This window comes from Ensifer adhaerens, from assembly GCF_001270265.1.
Classification (GTDB): Bacteria; Pseudomonadota; Alphaproteobacteria; order Rhizobiales; family Rhizobiaceae; genus Ensifer; species Ensifer adhaerens_B.
In genome coordinates this window covers 1-17526 of sequence record NZ_LGAP01000040.1, presented here as the reverse complement: position 1 = coordinate 17526, position 17526 = coordinate 1, and the positions used below count along the sequence as shown (strand labels likewise).

Genomic DNA, 17526 nt, shown 5'->3' with positions numbered 1-17526 from the left:
GCTTTCCTCAGGCCGCAACCGACCCAATTCCGGACCGGTCATGCGTCGCCCAGGGAAGGGACTTGGGCTGTCCTTTCTTGAACTCCCAGTCTATTCTGCCGGGCGGATCATTGCAAATCCAATCGATTAGCCCCCAAACACCGAGTGCTGGGCAAGCCTCAGAAACCACGCCGGGAATAGGCCGATGCCGATGGTGCCGACGGCGGTGAAGGCGAGCGTGGCGCGGACCAAGGGCGTCAGTGCCGGGTCGAACGCCCTCTCCGGCTCCCGCATGTAGATCACCATGACGATGCGGATGTAAAAGTAGGCGGCGACGGCGCTCAGCAGCACTGCGATCACCGCCAGCATGACGAAACCGCGCTCGACGAGCGCGACCAGGACGTAGAACTTGGCGAAGAACCCGGCCGTCGGCGGAATACCGGCCAGCGAGAACAGATAGAGCAGCATCAGAAGCGCCAATCCGGGACGCGACTTGGCGAAACCCGCGTAGTCTTCGATAATCTCGCCCGAGAAATCGCCGTTCCGCATCATGATGACGATGCCGAAAATGCCGAGATTCATGAAAGAGTAGATCAATAGGTAGAGCATCACGCTGGCGATCCCGTCGGTACCGCCGGCCACCACGCCGAAAATGGCGAACCCGGCATGGGCGATGCTGGAATAGGCCAGCAGGCGCTTGAAATTATCCTGCACCAGCGCCACGAAACTGCCGAGCGCCATCGTCACCACCGCAATGACCGCGACGATAATCCAAACGTTTGAGGTCGCGAACAGCGGGTTGAGGAACACCCGCAGGATCACCGCGAACCCCGCCGCCTTGGGGCCCACCGACATGAAGGCGGTGATCGTTGTCGGCGCGCCTTCATAGACGTCCGGTACCCACATGTGAAACGGCACCGCGCCGACCTTGAAGACCAACCCCGCGACGATGAAGACCACAGCCAGCAGCAATCCGGGATCGAGCGGATCGCCGGTCACCACCGCAGCCATCGCGTCCAGTTGTGTGGTGCCGGTGAGCCCGTAGACCAGCGAAACGCCGTACAGGAAAATCCCGGTCGAGACCGAGCCAAGGATCACATATTTCAGCGCCGCTTCGTTCGACCGCTGCTCTCGCCGCAGGAAGCCGGTCAGCACATAGGTGCAGATCGCCATCAGTTCGACGCCGACATAGACCGACAGGAGGTCGGTCGCCGAGGCCATGATCATCATTCCCGAAAGCGCAAGAAGCAGCAGGACATAGTATTCGCTGCTCCCGATCCCTTCGATCTCGGCATATCGCCGCGAAAGCAGGAATGTCAGAACGGTGGCTAGGTAGAATACAAACTTGAAGAAGACCGCGAAGCGGTCAGCGATGAACATGCCCGTGTAGGCCCGCTGCACCTCGCCTGCCAGCATGAGTGTCACAAAGGCGGCAATCAGCACGACCGCGACGGAAGCCCAGACAAGGAAAGGTTCCTGCCCCTTCCGCAGAAACTGTCCCAAGATCAGCAGGATGCAGGCCCCAGTGATCACCACGATCTCGGGCAGGCTCGCTAGCACCGACTGGAAGAGCGCGGCGGCGGTCATTGGCCGCTCCCCTTAGCGTGCACCTGCATCAGCAGATGCTTCGCGGAGGCATCGATAATGTCGAGAAAGGGTTTCGGATAGAGCCCGACCCAAAGCACGAAGACGGCCAGGGGCAGGATCGCGGCCATCTCGCGGGCATTCACATCGCGTATGCTGAACCGGGCGCCGACACTGGCCGGACCAAGCGCGACTTTCCGATACATGCCAAGCAGATAGGCCGCGCCTAGCAATGCGCCCAAAACGGCGGTCGCGCCGGCGGCCAGGTCGGCCGCAAAGCCTCCCGACAGCACGAGCAACTCGCCCACGAACGAATTCGTTCCCGGCAGCGCCATCGCCGACAGGACGAACAACGCAAGAAACGCGGTATAAACCGGCGCCGCCTTCATCAACCCGCCATATTCCGCCATGCTGCGAGTGTGTGTCCGCTCGTAGATCAGACCGACGAACAGGAACAACGCGCCCGTCGTTACGCCATGATTGAACATTTGCAGGATGCCGCCCTCAAGCCCGCGCAGGTTCAGCGCAAAAATCCCTAACGTCACGAAGCCCATGTGGCTGATGCTCGAATAGGCCACCAGCTTCTTCAGGTCGTCCTGCGCCAGCGCAAGCAACCCGCCATAGACGATCGCAAGCGCCGAAAGTGCCAGCATCAGCGTCGAATAGTGCACTGACGCCTCGGGCAGCATCGGCAGCGAGAACCGCAGGAATCCGTACGCACCCATTTTCAGGAGCACTCCCGCCAGGATGATGCTGCCCGCCGTCGGCGCCTGCACATGGGCATCCGGCAGCCAGGTATGGACCGGGACCATGGGGACCTTGACCGCGAAGGCGATTAGGAAGGCGAAAAACAGCCAGGACTGGACCTGGAACGGCAAATCCTGCGCTGTCAGGGCGAGGATGTCGAAGGTCTCGCCGCCGTGGAAATAGAGCACGATGATACCGATTAGGAATAGGAGGCTTCCCGCCAGCGTGTAGAGGAAGAACTTGAATGCTGCATAGACTCGGCCTTCGCCGCCCCAGACGCCGATGATCAGGTACATCGGGATCAGCATCGCCTCCCAGAAGACGTAGAACAAGAACAGGTCGAGCGCGCAGAACACGCCAAGCATCAACGCCTGCATGACCAGTAGGCTGACCATGAACTCCTTCACCTTGCGGTCGATCGCGGCCCACGAGGCAAGCACACAGATCCAGCCCAAAAGCGCAGTCAGGAACACGAAGAGCGCACTTATTCCGTCGATGCCGAGAGCATATGTGATCCCAAGCGCGGGCACCCACGGGCGCTTCTCGATGAACTGCATCTCATGGGTGGTGGTGTCAAAGCTGGCCAGCATGGCTAAGCAGAGAGCGAGGTCGAGGATGGTGACACCCAGTGCTGTCCATCGCACCGCATCGTCACGGCGCAAAAACATCAGAACCGCTGCCCCGGCGACGGGCGTGAATACGATGAGACTGAGTAGCGGGAATCCCATCGCACCTCCTACCGCCACGCCACGGCGAAGACGGCAACGGCTGCGATCACACCGACAATCATCGCCAGCACATAGTGCGTCACAACGCCGGTCTGAAGCCGACGCAGCGCCCCGCCGCCGCGCAGGATCGAGCGGGCGACGCCGTTCACGATGGCGTCCACGCCGGTGAGATCGATTCGCAGTCCCGCCCGTGCGGCCCCATGCAGGAAGGGCAGCGCCGCGGTCTCGGACACGTCGCTCACCGCCTTCTCGTAGCGCGCCAGCGGTTTTTCAGCGATCCACATGAAGACCCGCGCGCCCTTGCGGTAGAACCAGTCAGTGTCGAGGCTGATCGTGTTCTCGGGATCGAGCGCCTTGAGGAACAACACGAACCCCAACGCGGTGAACATCAGCACGCCAAGGCTCTCGGTGACATGGACGCCAGTGTAGGGTTCGAAGTCGACCGGATACGGCAGCAGCGCGTAAAGCATCTGGGGGAACACCCCGATCGCGATGCAGAGCACCGCTGCCATGCCCATCGCGACCAGCATGTTGCCGGGCGGTTCCCGCGCCTCCAGCTTCTGGTCCGTGCCGAAGAACATGTAGTACGGGAGCTTCAGTCCGGTGTGCAGGAACGTCCCCGACGACGCCATCGTCAGCGCCAGCACCACCAGCGCCCGATGATCCTGCCCGGCGGCGGCCACCACCATCGACTTGGTGACGAAGCCGGAGAAGAATGGGAATGCCGAAATCGCGAAGGCACCGACCATATAGAGCGCCACGGTCATCGGCATGGTTTTGTAGAGCCCACCAAGCTCGGTGAGCTTGCGACGGCCGGTGACGTAGATTACCGCCCCGGCACCCATGAACAAAAGCGCCTTGTAGAGGATATGCGCGAAGGCATGGCCGGTCGCCCCGTTCACAGCCATCTCGGTCCCGATGCCGACGCCCGCCACCATGTAGCCCACCTGACTGACGATGTGATAGGCCAACAGTCGCCGGCAGTCGTTCTCCAGCACCGCGTAGATGACGCCGTAAAGCGCCATCGCGGTGCCGAGCCAGACCAGAAGCTCGGTGCCCGGAAACGCCCGTGCCAGCACGTAGACGGCGGTCTTGGTGGTGAAAGCGCTCATGAACACCGCCCCAGTGACGGTCGCCTCCGGATAGGCGTCGGTCAGCCAGGCGTTGAGCGGCGGCACCGCCGCGTTGAGCAGGAATCCGGCAAGAATCAGATAGGCGCCCACGCCCATTCCCCCCTCGATCGGGCCGAAGAGCAGCGAGCCGGTGGCGAGCCCGTGGAGAATGATGCCGCCGAGCAGGGCCACCCCACCGGTGATGTGGACCATGAGATAGCGGAAACCGGCGGCGACCGCCTGCCGGCCGCCCTGGGCGAAGACCAGATAGGCAGAGGCAAATGCCATGCCTTCCCAGAACAGGTACAGGGTCAGGTAATCGCCGGCAAACACAACACCGAGCGCGCTGCCAACGTAGACGAATGCGGCGACATGCTGGTCAGCGTGAGGCAGGTGCAGCGCGTAGACCGTTCCGATCAGCGCCATGATGGTGAAAACGGTGGCGAAGACGATGCTCAGCTTGTCGACCTTCGCGATCAGCACTTCCTGCCCGATGAACTGCATCTCGCCATAGCTGCCCGGCTGCATCGCAAGCACGGCGAGGATCGCCAGCGCCGGAATCAGCAGCAGATAGGCCTTGCGGATCGACCCACTGAGCAACGGGATCGGCAGCGCGCCGAGAATGAAGATCAGGCCCGGATGGATGAGATCAGTCATAATAGTCCTCGCGCCGCATGAGCCCACCCTGATGGCCGAGGAACTTGGAAACGAAAATCAAAAGCACGCAGGAGCCGAAGCCGTAGACGGCAGACCAGCCAGGCAGACGGTCCCACAGGTATTCGGCGTGTTCGCGAGAAACCAGAAAGTCGGCGATGGCGATGAGGACGAGCACCAGATAGAACAGTCGGCGGCGCTGCCTCGCATATTCTTCGTCACCAAAGAAGTCGACGACGCGCTTGATCATTTGACCACTCCGTCCGCCAGAGCGAGAAAATAGCCGGGGAAGATGCCCATCAGCATCGACAAGATGGCGGTTGCGACCAGCGGGATCGTCATCATCGGAATTTCGCGGATCGTCGCCGGACTTTCCTGCACCTCCGTCCCGAAAAAGGCGACATAACTGACCGGCAGGAAGTAGGCGGCGTTCAGGACCGAACTCACTAAGAGCACGATCAGGAATGCCATCTCCCCCGCCTCCACAGAGCCCAGCGCCAGATACCACTTGCTGACGAAGCCCGCGGTCGGCGGCACCCCGATCATGCTGAGCGAGCCGACAAAGAATGCCCCCATCGTCCAGGGCAGCCTGCGGCCGATACCGGCCATGTCGCTGATGTTCCGTTTGCCGGACGCGCAATAGATCGACCCGGCGCAGAAAAAGAGTGTGATTTTTGAGAAGGCATGAGCTGCAATGTGGATGATCCCGCCGACCATTGCGGCCGGCGACAACAGAACCACACCCAGCACGATATAGGAGAGCTGGCTCACCGTCGAATAGGCGAGCCTGGCCTTCAGGTCGTCCCGGGTCAGGGCGTAGACCGACGCCATCAGGATGGTGAACGAGACCAGATAGGCCGTGGCTATGCCGAGGCCCAGCTTGCCGACCAGCTCGACGCCAAAAACATGGAACACCACGCGCAGGACGCAGAAGACGCCCATCTTGACCACGGCCACCGCATGCAAGAGCGCGCTGACTGGCGTCGGCGCCACCATCGCGGCAGGCAGCCATGCGTGCATGGGCATCACAGCAGCCTTGGCGAAGCCGAAAAGATAGCAGAAATAGACGACCGTCAGCAGCGCCGCCGAGGCATCTACCTCCGCCAGCAGCCCCCCCGCCACAAAGTCCAGCGACCCCGTAATGTGGTAGGTCAGCGCCAGCGCGGCGAGTAGCACGCTTTTCGACGCGCCCATCAGATAGACGAGGTACTTGCGGCTGCCCGTCCATCCCTCTTCGTCCTCGTGGTGGTAGACGAGCGGATAGGTAACGAGGCTGAGCACCTCGTAGAAGATCACCAGCGTAAACAGATTGGCCGCGAAGGCGCCCCCGACGGCCGCTGCGAGGCTGGTGGCGAAACAGGCGAAGAACCGGGTCTGCGCATGCTCGTTCAGGTGCCGCATGTAGCCGATGGAATAGATCGCGGCCACGATCCATAGAAGTGACGAGACTGTGGCAAAGACCATGCCGAGCGCATCAACGCGGAAAGCGAAGTCGATCCCCGGCAGTATCTCGAAAAGGCGCAAAGCGACGGTCCCGCCCGCCAGCACTGGGGGCGCCATCGAGGCGACAACCGCAAACAGGGCGATCGCGGCCAACGGCGAGACGACGTCGCGGAGTTCCTCGCGGTTGTTCAGAAGGACAACCGCCAGGGCCGCCAGAGCCGGAACGGCGACGGCAAGCAGCGGCCGGATCGTTGACTCCGGGTCCAAGCCGCTATCCTTTCATCATGGTCACATCGTCGACCTTGAGGGTGGATTTGTTCCTCACAAGGGCGACCAAGATACCGAGGGCGACGGCACCCTCCGCCGCAGTGATTGCGATGACGAAGATCAAAAAAATCGCCCGCGGAAATCGTCGTACTGACGGCCGAAAGCGATGAAGTTGATGTTGCCCGAGTGGAGCACCACCTCCAGCGACAACAACAAAACAAAAATTTTGCGTCAGAGAAAAACCCCCGCCGCTCCAATCACGAATAGGGCCACTCCGAGCAAAATATACCACCAGAGCGGAACCATCACCCCGACCCCTTCCGCGCCAGCACGATGGCGCCGACCAGGGCCGCCAGCAGGATCACGGAGGCGGCTTCAAACGGCAGGAGATAGTCGGCAAAAAGCGTCGTGCTGAGCTGTCTGATCGCATCGCCGCCGCGCGTCGCGACAGGCTCGGTGACGGAAAAACGGTCGCTCCGGAGCACCAGCACGAGCATCTCGATCCCAAGCAGGACGAGCAGCACGAGAGTTGGAAGGCTACCGCCCGGCACGAACCGCTGCAAGACGGCTTCCCGCACATCGATCATCATGATCACGAATAGGAACAGCACCATGATCGCGCCGACATAGACGAAGATCTGGATGACGGCGAGCAACGGCGCCTCGAGCATGATGAAGATTGCGGAGATCTGCAGAAAACAAGCCATCAACGCCAATGCGCTGTGAACCGGATTCCGCGCCACGACGACCATCAGGGCCGCGACCACGGCCACCGTAGCGAACAGAAGAAAGAACCCCTGATCCATCGACGCCGCCCCTCCGGCGCGAACTGTCACTCGGCGAGACGGCCGGATTGGAAATAGCGCCGCACTTCAGATGCGTTCATAAATTGTGCCCTAGTATCGGATTTTTCACAAGATTATTGTCGGTGGCTGAGCGGGCTGCGCTGGTCCGATCGTGGCGCGACAGCTCTCGAGGGCTTTATGCAAACGCCGGGCGCGAAAGTCACAAAACTCCACCGGAAGCGGCTAGAGGGGCGACCCTCTCCATGCGGCTCGCAAGCCAAACAAAAAGCCGTCCTTTCGGGGCGGCCTTTTTTGGTTTGGTGGCGGGGGCACGCAACCACCCAAACCAACACTCTCTGCAAGTCGCTGTTTGCTTTTGGCTGACAACTCGCTGCGGCGAAGTGCGTCGTGTTCGAGTTTGGAGAGGCTCTCGTTGCGGTGTGTAGTCGTTGTAAAAAGTGTCCAGAACGGTCGATTTAATGGTTTTTCGATTTTTATTAAGGAAAGCTACGGAGAGGATAGTGCGCAAGGGGCATCGCAGAATTGCCTAAGCCGTAATCGGCGTTTCATGCAGATGCCGCCACTGGAGGGAACCATCTGCGGAGACTTCCAACACGACGGTCGAGCGCCTTGCGGTTTGAACCCCACTCGCATCCGCGTGCGTCTCGCGATAGGTGACACAGGCTCCGCCCGTCCATTCATGACTGATCTGCATCTCGTCGACCGTGATCCGCAGCTCCGGGCGTTTCCCATGCAGGCGGCCGAACAATTCACTCACACCCTGTTTGCCGAGAGCGGTCCCTTGCATGGAGATCATGCGAAACTTAGGCGAGAAGCGTTCGAGCAGTTGTGGCAGATCGGCGGGGCGGGCCGCCCCGGTGAACCAGCGTTCGATCGCAACGTGGATATCGACAATCTCACGGAAGAATTTTTCAGTATCGGTCATGTTCGGCTCCTTGTCGGACATTGTGAAAGAATGGGCTACGCGCGCTAATCGGCTCGCCGCAGACGCAGAACGAAGGGCAGCGGAAACACGATCAGAACGGCAGCGATCACAAAACAGTAGCGGTAGGGCAGGACATCGGCCGCGCCGCCGCTGGTCGCGAGGAAAAGCCCCAGCAAGCCTCCCAGCACACTCGCACCGAGCGAGAAACTGAGCTGACGGTTGATGTTCCACAGCGCACTTGCCTCTGCCATCCGTTCCGTCCGAACCGACGTAAAGGTTGCCGTCTGGGCCGTGGAAGTGCAAAGGCTCGCTCCGAAGCCCATTGCAACAAAGGACGCGATCCTGACGGTGAACAATCCGGCGAATGGTGTGGCCAACAGCAGCACGCCGGCGCAGGTGACGGTCATGCCGACAAGAAAGAGCGGGCGCGGGCCTCGGGACGCGAACAGCCGCCGCGTGGACATGATGGCGACGAAGGATGCGGCTGCCCATGGGAGCATAAGCATTCCCGTCTGTGTGGCCGTCAGACCAAGGCGGTCCTGCAAGTACAGGGAGGCGATCAGGTTTACGCCCGTGAAAACGCCCGGCACACACAGGTAGATGATACTGCCAGTCTTGAGCATCGGATCGGAGAGCAGACGTAGATCAAGCAGCGGCTCGCGCGAACGCAGCGCATGGCGGACATAGGCAACGCCCGCGACAATCGCCAAGGCAAGGACAATCGCGGCATGAACGCCGCTTCCCGTCTGACTAATGAGCGTCAGGCCAAGGGGAAGGCAAAACAGGGTGATGGCGCTCAGCAGGAAGCCGGGAATGTCGAGCGCCGGCTTCGCTTCCGCCAACCGATCGACCGGCGCCCAGGCAAGGGCCAATGCTGCTATCGCCGCTGCCAGTGGCGCAACGCCGATAAACACCCAGCGCCAGGACACATAATCGGCCGCGATCCCGCCGATGGCGGGTGAAAGTGCCGGCACCAGCAGCGCAACCGTCATGATCACGGCCGTCAGATGGGCGCGGTCTTCCGGCGGATAGGCGCGATAGGCCATGCTCTGGCCGACCGGCACGAGCAGTCCTCCGCCGAGACCCTGAACGAGCCGCCAGGCGAGAAGCGTCGCAATCCCAGTGGCCATGCCCCCGCCGATGCCGCCCACCGCCACAATGAGCAGGGAGGCAATGAACACGCGGCGTTCGCCGATCCGGCGCGCAAGCCAGCTCCCCAGCGGAATGGCGACAGTCAGGCCGAGCATGTAGATCGTGCCGACCCAGGCGAGCTGCACCACCGATGCGCTCAGCTCCCGCTGCAACGCCGGCAGGGCGGCATTGAAGATGAACATATTCGCGAGATCGACGGCAAAGCCGAGAAGATAGAGGGTGGCGATTCGGGAGCGGGCGGACAACGGGAAAACCTTCGATAGGAATGACGCCCGCAGGGATATTCCCTTTCAAATCGTCGAATAAGACGATACAATTCTACATCACTTGTCGTATTTATTTACCAATTGGAGTGCGTGCATGGCGGTGAGTCTTGATCGCCTGACTGTTTTCCGAGCAGTCGTCGAAACAGGATCGTTCACAGCGGCTGCCAAGCAACTCAATCAGGCCAGAGCCGCCGTCAGTTTCAACGTCAAGCAGCTCGAAAGCGAATTGGGCGTCACGCTCCTTCATCGCACCACGCGCAGCCTTGCTCTGACCGATGCCGGCGAACGGTTCTATGCGCGCTGCCTACGCATTCTCACGGAAGCCGATGAGGCGATTGCCGAAGCGCGCACGGAGCAAACGGTGCTGAGCGGCAGCTTACGCCTGACATCGACTGTTGAATATGGCGTCGCGGTGATCGCTCCGGCGCTTCAGAAATTCACCGCGCTGCATCCAGACCTCGACGTCCAGTTCGAAGCCTATCCGACGAATGTCGACCTCCTGCGCGACCGCTTTGACGTCGCCATCCGGCTGGGGCGTAACGAGCAATTCCAGACCTCGCCATATGCCGGTGTGCACCTGGGGACGTATCAGCTCAGGCCAGTCGCGTCGCCGGACATCATCGCCCGCGTTGAGGGAACTGTCGTTGGTACGCCCGAGATGCTGAGCGCGCTGCCGCACATCAGCAATGCCACCGTCGACCATGTGAAAAGCTGGACAATGTTCGACGAAGAAGGGCGCGAATGCGCGTTCGAGGTGCCTCGTCAGTCCCGGCTACTTGCCAACAACGCATCGGTAGTCAAGGCGCTGGCGGTTGCCGGCGCAGGCGTTGCGCTTCTGCCTGACTGGTTCGTGGCGCCAGAACTCGCCAAGGGCACGTTGGCCGACGCCCTGCCGTCCTATCGCTTCCCCGATCACCAGATTTACGCTATGCACCTGCCCATGCAGATGGTCCCGCAGAAAATCCGGGCCTGGCTCCGTTTCCTCAAGGATTATGTCCGTCGTTGATTTCCTGGCACGGCACGGCGGACTTCTGCTCGGAAGTTCTCGACCAAAACCTATATTCCTGCGCGGCGGAGCGTGACAGATTCGAACGACTACCTCGTTTCGATCTTCATTGGCGATCTTCCGCAGTTTCAGACCATCCCTTTTGTACGCTACAGCATCCTAACTGCCGCACACTTCCGCCGAAGCACTATTCTTTCTCCGCAAAACGGTTCTTCGATTGTCTCAGCCAGTTATCGGCAAGGGATTGTTGGAGACCATGGCACTCAAACGGGACAGGATAAGCATCGAGGTATTGCCGCCCTCGACCGCAAACGGATTTTTGAGCAGGGCATCGTCTGGATCAAGTGGGTCGGCACGCACAAGACTTGCGACAAAATCGACGTAAAGGAGATCGAGCATGGCGAATGACCTGAACCCGATCCGCACAGAAGCGGATTACGAGGAAGCGCTGGCCGAAGTCGAGCGGCTATGGGGCGCGAAGAGCGGAACGCCGGAAGGCGATCGGCTTGACGTGCTGGCGACGCTCATCGACGTCTATGAGGCGAAGCACTATCCGATGGACCCGCCCGATCCGGTGGAGGCGATCCGCTTCCGCATGGAACAGCAAGGGACGACCGCAAGGATCTCGAACCGATGATCGGCCCGCGCAATCGGGTGGCGGATGCTTAATCGCAAGCGTAGCCTGTCGATCGACATCGATCCGCCAATTGCATGCCCGTCTCGGTATCTCGGCCGAGGTTCTGATACGGCCAAGCCGACTCGACAAGGTTGCATAGGAAGAATGGCCCGATGACTCGTGTTGCCCTTTATGCGCGCTACTCCTCAGACAATCAGCGCGAAGCTTCCATTGAGGACCAGTTCCGCATCTGCCGCGAACAGGCGACGCGTGAGAAGTGGAAGATTGTCGGAACCTACAAGGACGCGGGCATCTAGGGCGCGCATGATCCTACGGCCGGGCATTCACCACGAATGCCCTGAACCGGCCACAAGAACGGCAGGAAGCGGCCAGTAAGCCTTTCAACAGCGCTCCTTTCTCACCTGCCAACTCCCTCCCCAATCGTGTTAAGTACAGCAACTCTTGAAGGTTCTGCAATCATCGAGAGTGAACGGTTATAGTAGGCGCGACCACTTCCGTCAGCGCCATCGCTTTGTTGTGAAGTCTCAAGCTGGAGAGTGGCAGAGAACCGAGCGAGGTTTCTTCAAAATTGCCTCCGCGGCCACTATACTCGGCGTCAGAGCCGGGAGAGAGCTCATGCGTCCACTAGCCCTGTGCAAAGCGTTACTGGCGGCGGTTCTCGCGAGCGCTGCCGCCATGGTTTCGACATCCGCGCCCGCTCAGGATCGTCTCGCCGAGCGTGCAGCGATGATCGAGACGATCAAATGGCACGCCCGCTCGGCGCCGTCAGCCGTCGAGGGCCAGGGCATCGATCCGGCTGTGCTGCAGACGATGGGAAAGGTGCCGCGCCACTTTTTTGTGCCCGAGGAGCAGCGCGGCGCGGCCTATCGAGATCGGCCACTGCCGATCGGATACGGCCAGACCATCTCGCAGCCCTTCATCGTCGCGCTGATGACCGACCTGATCAACGTCGGGCCTGGCGACGTTGTCCTCGAGATCGGCACTGGCTCGGGTTATCAGGCAGCCGTCTTGTCGCCGCTCGCAGCGAAGGTTTACTCGATTGAGATCATACCCGAACTGGGCGAAAGGGCGGCCGCCCGATTGGCGGAGCTCCGCTTCGACAATGTCGAGGTGAAGGTGGGCGACGGTTACTATGGTTGGCCTGCGCACGCGCCTTTCGACGGTATCGTGGTGACTGCCGCTGCCAGTCACATCCCGCCGCCGCTGGTCGAGCAGCTTGCCAAGGGGGGCCGGATGGTCGTCCCCGTGGGAGGCCCCTTCGCGACCCAGTTTCTCATGCTGGTCGAGAAGCGACGGGACGGAAGCATCACGACCCGGCAGCTGCTGCCGGTGGCCTTTGTGCCGCTGAGGGGAGGTAGGGCCCAATGAGAGCGGGGCGCCTACTGCCGGTTGGTCTCATATCGGCGGCAACCCTTGCTCACGAAGTGCTGCTGATGCGGCTCTTTTCGATCATTCAGTGGCATCAATTTGCCTATATGATCATAAGCATCGCACTCCTGGGCTTCGGCGCGAGCGGTACGTTCGTTGCCTTGGCCCGCCGCCCTCTGCTGAAACGGTACCCGGCCGCCTTCGCAGCGTCGGCAGCGCTGTTCGGCATCACTGCGGTTGCAAGCTTCGCCGGCGCCGAACGCCTGCCGTTCAACGCGCTCGAGGTCGTCTGGAATCCGGGCCAGCTCGGTTGGCTCGCGGCCAGCTATGCTCTCCTGGTCCTGCCGTTCTTCTTTGGTGCAACCTGTATCGGCCTTGCCTTCAGCCGCCATCCTGGCCAGATCGGACGCGTCTATGCCTTCGACCTGGTCGGCGCTGGGGTCGGTGCACTGGGCACCGTCGGACTCCTGTTCCTAGTCTTTCCCTCTGCGGCACTGCGCTTCATCGCGGCGTTGGGATTTGCGGCGGCTGCCCTCGCCGCGACGGGCATGGCTCGCCATCGGCGGCTCGCCGCGGGCAGCCTCGGGCTTGCAGCAGCGGTCATCGCGGTGTGGCTGCCACCGTCCTTTACGGCCACCGGCCCGCACATGTCGCAGTACAAGGGCCTAAGCATGGCTCTCGACGTCCCGAATGCGCGGGTGGTCGAGGAGCGATCAAGCCCGCTCGGACTACTGACAGTCGTGGAGAGCCCGAGCGTCCCTTTCCGGCACGCGCCGGGCCTCAGCCTCGCCAACACCCAAGAGCCGCCCGCGCAACTCGCCGTCTTCAGCGATGGCGATAGTATTACGGCGATGACCGCCTATAGCGGCGATCCGGCGACGGTCGCTTATCTCGACCGGACGACGGCGGCGCTCCCGTACCGCATGCTCGCGCGGCCGCGAATGCTGGTCCTCGGTGCTGGTGGCGGCGAGCAGGTCCTGCTGGCGCTGCGTGCCGGAGCCGATATCGTGGACGCTGTAGAGGTCAACCCGCAGATGATCGACCTGGCTCGCAATCGCTTCGCGAACTTCGTCGGCGGCATCTTCAGCCGACCGAACGTGCATCTGCATCTAGCCGAGGCGCGCGCCTTCGCTGCGACCGCTGGCGAGCGTTACGACCTGATCCAGATGCCGCTCCTTGACTCCTTCAGCGCAGCCGCGGCCGGGGTGCAAAGCATGCATGAGAACTACACCTACACCGTGGAGGCACTGCGGGATTATCTGGCGGTACTGAAACCAGATGGCGTCGTCGCCATCACGCGATGGCTGCGGGTGCCGCCGCGCGACATCCTCAAGCTGTTCGCCACTGCAACCGCAGCGCTTGAAGCGGATGGCGTGTCCCAGCCCGGCTGGCACCTGGCGCTGATCCGGAGCTGGAATACCGCAACCTTGCTCCTCGCCAAGTCGCCGTTCACGGGCGAAGACATTGCAGCCATCCGCGGCTTCGCGGGCGAGAATTTCTTTGACATCTCGTGGGTGCCGGGCATCTCTGCGAGCGATGTGAACCGCTACAATCAACTCGACCAGGAATATCTCTACGAGGGAGCCCTTGCTCTCCTCGGCCCTGAGCGAGCCGACTTCATCGAGCGCTACAAGTTCGATATTGCACCGGCCACTGACGATCGGCCCTATTTCTTCGACTTTTTCCGTTGGCGCGCCTTGCCCGAACTCCTGACGCTGCGCACCCAAGGTGGGGCAGCGATGCTCGACTGGGGCTACCTGATCCTGGTGGCGACGCTCATCCAGGCCGCGATCCTCAGTGTCGTCCTGATCCTGCTGCCGCTCCGGCTTTGCCGGCGCGCGCTCGGGAGAGCCGTACCTCGGCTGCGCTTGGGGCTCTATTTCCTTGCCTTGGGCCTGGCCTTCCTCTTCATCGAGATCGCCTTCATCCAGCGCTTCGTGCTGTTCCTCGGCCATCCGCTCTACGCTGTCGCTGTCGTGCTTGCGGGTTTCCTTGCCTTCGCAGGTCTCGGTAGCGCCCTGGCTGCACGCTGGGTGGCGACGGTCGGACGCGGATCGGCCGTGCGCGGCATCACCCTCGCTGTCGTGGTGATCGCATTCCTGGCTGGTACCTACCTGCTTGCGCTGCCCTTGATATTCGAACGCCTGCTGGCACTCCCGGATGCTGCGAAGATCGCAATCGCACTCCTCCTCATAGCGCCGCTCGCCGTCTTCATGGGCATGCCGTTCCCCCTCGGCCTCGGCCACACCGCCGCACGCTCCGAGGAATTTCTTCCCTGGGCGTGGGGGATCAATGGCTGTGCGTCGGTGCTGAGCGCGATCCTCGCCGCACTGCTTGCAATGCATGTCGGCTTCACTGGCGTCGTGACGATCGCCACCATCCTCTATCTTGTCGCCCCGGCCTTACTCGCCGGGCCGTGGGACCGATACGATCAGCAGACCTCGCAAGGCTTATCGGAATCGGAACCGTTCGTGAGTTAAACCAACCGCCGGAAACAACCCACTACCCGCTTGTCATAGGCGGCCTGCCTCTCGGCAAGGCCGCCGCCGTCGAACACGACTACAATACGGGGTTCGCTCGTCTCGGCTGCACCGACATCGTTGCCTGCGGCAACGGAAACCGAGACATCCTCGACGCCCGACATGCGCCTAACGGCGGTGTCGATCTTCGAGCCGCAGGAGGCACAATCCATGCCCTCAAGCCGATAGCGGTTTTCGCGAATATTGCCTGCATGATCTCCTCCTTGCATATCTTGACACCAAGCTACCACCTCTAGCGACTAGAGCTGCAAGGCAAAATTGCACGATCCGGCGACGTTTTTTCCGTCTTCGTTAGGGTGCGCGGTTCTGGCCGTTGTTCGTCGCCCGGACGCGGGAGATGTCCGCGTGCTGAGGCCAACGGAATTTTGTCCCCGTTTGAGCGAGCTTGGCGTGAAATGGCAAGACTAAGTTACCACACTATAGAAGTATAGAACTTCTTTTGAAGGCTATTTGGAAAGCAGTCGTCCGCAAGAATATGACTTGAAGCAGCCTGAAGTTACCCGATCCAACGATCAAGCAGATTGATTTTGTCTGATGTCACTGGCGTGCAGGACACTTTGCTAAAACATAACCGCACTGGCAGCCAGGTCGGCCGTCGGGGCTATCATCTCTCAGCAACTGACTGTTCTTGCCAACCCGGGTTCATACGAAAGGAGCCTCTGCATGACACATGCGGAGTTCGTCGTGCACATTCGCCAAACTTATGCTGGCCTCTTCGATCCAAACACGAGCGAGGAGGCTTGGTCCCTTTTCCTGACAGCGAACACGGGCTGGAACGAATTGATCGAAGAGTATTTGCGGCGCGTCGAAGTCTTCCTCGCCAACCACGGGCTGCTTTCCAAGGTCTACATTCGGCAAATAGAGGAAAAATGGGGCGGTCTCCGCTGCTATCTCAGTCCGACGAATGGCTATCGGCCGTCGGCAGAAGTAGCCGCCGCGCTTGGTGTGATCTACCGCGAGATTGCGGAGCGATCCTACCACACTTGTGACGTCTGCGGTGGGACCGGTCGATTGAAATCGAACAACGGCTGCTACCTAACCCGGTGCAACGACCACATCGCCGACCGGAGGCTCGCAATGGACTGCCGCAAGATAGGAAGGGCGCTTTAAGCACAAAATACGTTGCGAGTATGGATGATATGGAGGAGACGGAATTGGATACCGCTGGCAACGCACCTGACGGGAACGGCGACGCTACGACGCCGTTGTCCTGGGAAGCCAACCTTGTTGACGGCTTCGAAGACGACAGCTTCTCGCCTATGGGTGGGCTCTATTACCGCGACAATGTCGAGCAACGTGCAGGCTCGGTCGAATTTCAGCGCGACGTCACCTTTGGTAGTGCTGGCGCGTTGAAGCTAAGCGTCCGACCGCTCTGGGAGGGCGAAGACGATCGAAGCGAGCGAGCGGAGGTGTGGGAACGCACGACTCTACGCGTACCATATGACAAGGCGGTCTGGTACGGCTTTTCCGTCAGGTTTGCCGATCCCATCCCGCAAGGGGACCACCGCCATCTGATCGCCCAATGGAAGCGCGAGATCGGTCCGGAGGCGAGGGGTGACTACAGCCCGTTCCTGGCGCTTCGTCTCGTTCGCGGCCGACTCTTTGCGACCGTTGAGACCACTTTTCCGGTGATCCCTCGGCGCTCTTCTTTGTCGACCGACACATCGTCCCTCACGCCGGTTTTTCTGCGGCCGGAAAAGCGGCAGATGCGTGCGCTGGTTGCCACCGACCCTGGCTGGAAGCCACAGGACGGGCGCCTGTTCACGACCCACACGGATCGCATCACCGTCGTCCACAGGGGTAGTGAGCTGCCGGCGCCGCATAGTGGATGGATTGACTTTGCAGTGATGACCCAGCCGGGACCGGATGGCACAGGGCATATCGAACTCTTCGCCAACGACCGCTGGATTGTGACGGTCCGAGGCCATATCGGGCATGACGAACATGGGCTTGGCTCTCGACAGTATTTCAAGTTCGGCCCGTACCGCTCGGCAGCCCAAGGCGAATGGACGCTCTACTTCGACAACTTTCGCCGCTCCACACGCAGTGAAGACTTTCTTGGACCCGCCGGACTTGCGGCACTACGCTCAGCATCAGGACTTTGCTTTGGGTGAGCTTAGGGGTGCGCGGGTTTGAGGGCTGGACAACAAAAAAAGCCCGCCGGTTTTACCGTGCGGGCTTTTTAATTTGGTTGCGGGGGCAGGATTTGAACCTGCGGCCTTCAGGTTATGAGCCTGACGAGCTACCGGGCTGCTCCACCCCGCGCCAAGCGTAAACCGCTATCCGGTTTATCGCGGTAACGCAAATCCGAT

16 protein-coding genes, 1 tRNA gene and 2 pseudogenes are annotated in these 17526 nt (G+C 61.1%); 8 read left to right on the top strand and 11 right to left on the bottom strand.

Annotation, left to right across the window (positions count from 1 at the left end; all coding sequences use genetic code 11):
- Positions 1 to 126: 126 nt before the first annotated feature.
- The 9 genes and pseudogenes from AC244_RS31785 to AC244_RS31745 all read right to left on the bottom strand — a co-directional run bounded on the left by AC244_RS31785 (position 127) and on the right by AC244_RS31745 (position 9642).
- Positions 127 to 1566: an NADH-quinone oxidoreductase subunit N gene (locus AC244_RS31785; protein WP_053252822.1), complete on the bottom strand. Its 1440-nt coding sequence runs from the start codon at positions 1564 to 1566 to the stop codon at positions 127 to 129.
- Positions 1563 to 3038 (bottom strand): NADH-quinone oxidoreductase subunit M, encoded by a 1476-nt coding sequence (locus tag AC244_RS31780; protein ID WP_053252821.1) that lies wholly within the window; start codon positions 3036 to 3038, stop codon positions 1563 to 1565. The genes AC244_RS31785 and AC244_RS31780 overlap by 4 nt, the downstream gene beginning before the upstream one ends.
- 8 nt (positions 3039 to 3046) lie before the next feature.
- Complete coding sequence (locus AC244_RS31775) at positions 3047 to 4807, bottom strand: Na(+)/H(+) antiporter subunit D (RefSeq protein ID WP_053252820.1); 1761 nt, start codon at positions 4805 to 4807, stop codon at positions 3047 to 3049.
- A complete protein-coding gene (locus AC244_RS31770; RefSeq protein ID WP_053252819.1) occupies positions 4800 to 5054 on the bottom strand; it encodes a hypothetical protein in 255 nt (84 codons plus the stop codon). Before AC244_RS31770 ends, AC244_RS31775 begins: the two co-directional genes overlap by 8 nt.
- Positions 5051 to 6514, bottom strand: coding sequence for a monovalent cation/H+ antiporter subunit D family protein (locus AC244_RS31765; protein WP_053252818.1), 1464 nt, complete (start codon positions 6512 to 6514; stop codon positions 5051 to 5053). The genes AC244_RS31770 and AC244_RS31765 overlap by 4 nt, the downstream gene beginning before the upstream one ends.
- Before the next feature lie 4 nt (positions 6515 to 6518).
- Positions 6519 to 6820: pseudogene (nuoK, locus tag AC244_RS31760) on the bottom strand (NADH-quinone oxidoreductase subunit NuoK).
- Positions 6820 to 7320, bottom strand: a complete 501-nt coding sequence (locus tag AC244_RS31755) for an NADH-quinone oxidoreductase subunit J (RefSeq protein WP_053252817.1) — start codon at positions 7318 to 7320, stop codon at positions 6820 to 6822. The pseudogene nuoK and the gene AC244_RS31755 overlap by 1 nt, the downstream one beginning before the upstream one ends.
- Positions 7321 to 7846: 526 nt before the next feature.
- A complete protein-coding gene (locus AC244_RS31750) occupies positions 7847 to 8245 on the bottom strand; it encodes a DUF4440 domain-containing protein (protein ID WP_053252855.1) in 399 nt (132 codons plus the stop codon).
- A 44-nt stretch (positions 8246 to 8289) separates the two neighbouring features.
- Positions 8290 to 9642, bottom strand: coding sequence for an MFS transporter (locus tag AC244_RS31745; protein ID WP_053252816.1), 1353 nt, complete (start codon positions 9640 to 9642; stop codon positions 8290 to 8292).
- Between the two features lie 115 nt (positions 9643 to 9757).
- On the opposite strand from AC244_RS31745, the gene AC244_RS31740 reads away from it, so the two are divergent.
- The 6 genes from AC244_RS31740 (at position 9758) to AC244_RS31725 (ending at position 15154) form a co-directional block, all read left to right on the top strand.
- Positions 9758 to 10669: a LysR family transcriptional regulator gene (locus tag AC244_RS31740; RefSeq protein WP_053252815.1), complete on the top strand. Its 912-nt coding sequence runs from the start codon at positions 9758 to 9760 to the stop codon at positions 10667 to 10669.
- 72 nt (positions 10670 to 10741) lie between these two features.
- Positions 10742 to 11077: a hypothetical protein gene (locus tag AC244_RS36950; RefSeq protein WP_152976196.1), complete on the top strand. Its 336-nt coding sequence runs from the start codon at positions 10742 to 10744 to the stop codon at positions 11075 to 11077.
- Positions 11067 to 11306 carry a helix-turn-helix domain-containing protein gene (locus AC244_RS38415; protein WP_234717091.1) on the top strand — a complete coding sequence of 80 codons (240 nt, stop codon included), beginning with the start codon at positions 11067 to 11069 and terminating at the stop codon, positions 11304 to 11306. Before AC244_RS36950 ends, AC244_RS38415 begins: the two co-directional genes overlap by 11 nt.
- 152 nt (positions 11307 to 11458) lie before the next feature.
- Complete coding sequence (locus AC244_RS35940; RefSeq protein ID WP_414735979.1) at positions 11459 to 11602, top strand: recombinase family protein; 144 nt, start codon at positions 11459 to 11461, stop codon at positions 11600 to 11602.
- Between the two features lie 319 nt (positions 11603 to 11921).
- The gene (locus AC244_RS31730; protein WP_053252814.1) at positions 11922 to 12674 is read left to right on the top strand and encodes a protein-L-isoaspartate(D-aspartate) O-methyltransferase; all 753 of its coding nucleotides are present in this window, start codon (positions 11922 to 11924) and stop codon (positions 12672 to 12674) included.
- The gene (locus tag AC244_RS31725) at positions 12671 to 15154 is read left to right on the top strand and encodes an SAM-dependent methyltransferase (RefSeq protein WP_202596145.1); all 2484 of its coding nucleotides are present in this window, start codon (positions 12671 to 12673) and stop codon (positions 15152 to 15154) included. The genes AC244_RS31730 and AC244_RS31725 overlap by 4 nt, the downstream gene beginning before the upstream one ends.
- A 122-nt stretch (positions 15155 to 15276) precedes the next feature.
- On the opposite strand, the pseudogene AC244_RS35935 reads toward AC244_RS31725, so the two are convergent.
- Positions 15277 to 15423, bottom strand: a pseudogene (locus AC244_RS35935) (cation transporter); the annotation flags it as partial.
- A 454-nt stretch (positions 15424 to 15877) separates the two neighbouring features.
- Between AC244_RS35935 and AC244_RS31715 the strand changes: the two are divergent.
- Complete coding sequence (locus AC244_RS31715; RefSeq protein ID WP_053252812.1) at positions 15878 to 16324, top strand: hypothetical protein; 447 nt, start codon at positions 15878 to 15880, stop codon at positions 16322 to 16324.
- Positions 16325 to 16368: 44 nt separating this feature from the next.
- Positions 16369 to 17328: a polysaccharide lyase gene (locus AC244_RS31710; RefSeq protein WP_414735978.1), complete on the top strand. Its 960-nt coding sequence runs from the start codon at positions 16369 to 16371 to the stop codon at positions 17326 to 17328.
- 74 nt (positions 17329 to 17402) lie between these two features.
- Here AC244_RS31710 and AC244_RS31705 read toward each other — a convergent pair.
- Positions 17403 to 17479: transfer RNA gene (locus tag AC244_RS31705), tRNA-Met, on the bottom strand.
- Positions 17480 to 17526 lie beyond the last annotated feature (47 nt).

What these genes read in the sequence shown, in the direction of transcription:
- AC244_RS35940 (WP_414735979.1), top strand. Translation starts at nt 11,459, where the DNA reads ATGACTCGTGTTGCCCTTTATGCGCGCTACTCCTCAGACAATCAGCGC.
- AC244_RS31730 (WP_053252814.1), top strand. Translation starts at nt 11,922, where the DNA reads ATGCGTCCACTAGCCCTGTGCAAAGCGTTACTGGCGGCGGTTCTCGCG.
- AC244_RS31740 (WP_053252815.1), top strand. Translation starts at nt 9,758, where the DNA reads ATGGCGGTGAGTCTTGATCGCCTGACTGTTTTCCGAGCAGTCGTCGAA.
- AC244_RS31715 (WP_053252812.1), top strand. Translation starts at nt 15,878, where the DNA reads ATGACACATGCGGAGTTCGTCGTGCACATTCGCCAAACTTATGCTGGC.
- AC244_RS31770 (WP_053252819.1), bottom strand. Translation starts at nt 5,054, where the DNA reads ATGATCAAGCGCGTCGTCGACTTCTTTGGTGACGAAGAATATGCGAGG.
- AC244_RS31775 (WP_053252820.1), bottom strand. Translation starts at nt 4,807, where the DNA reads ATGACTGATCTCATCCATCCGGGCCTGATCTTCATTCTCGGCGCGCTG.
- AC244_RS31725 (WP_202596145.1), top strand. Translation starts at nt 12,671, where the DNA reads ATGAGAGCGGGGCGCCTACTGCCGGTTGGTCTCATATCGGCGGCAACC.
- AC244_RS38415 (WP_234717091.1), top strand. Translation starts at nt 11,067, where the DNA reads ATGGCGAATGACCTGAACCCGATCCGCACAGAAGCGGATTACGAGGAA.
- AC244_RS31785 (WP_053252822.1), bottom strand. Translation starts at nt 1,566, where the DNA reads ATGACCGCCGCCGCGCTCTTCCAGTCGGTGCTAGCGAGCCTGCCCGAG.
- AC244_RS31750 (WP_053252855.1), bottom strand. Translation starts at nt 8,245, where the DNA reads ATGACCGATACTGAAAAATTCTTCCGTGAGATTGTCGATATCCACGTT.
- AC244_RS31755 (WP_053252817.1), bottom strand. Translation starts at nt 7,320, where the DNA reads ATGGATCAGGGGTTCTTTCTTCTGTTCGCTACGGTGGCCGTGGTCGCG.
- AC244_RS31780 (WP_053252821.1), bottom strand. Translation starts at nt 3,038, where the DNA reads ATGGGATTCCCGCTACTCAGTCTCATCGTATTCACGCCCGTCGCCGGG.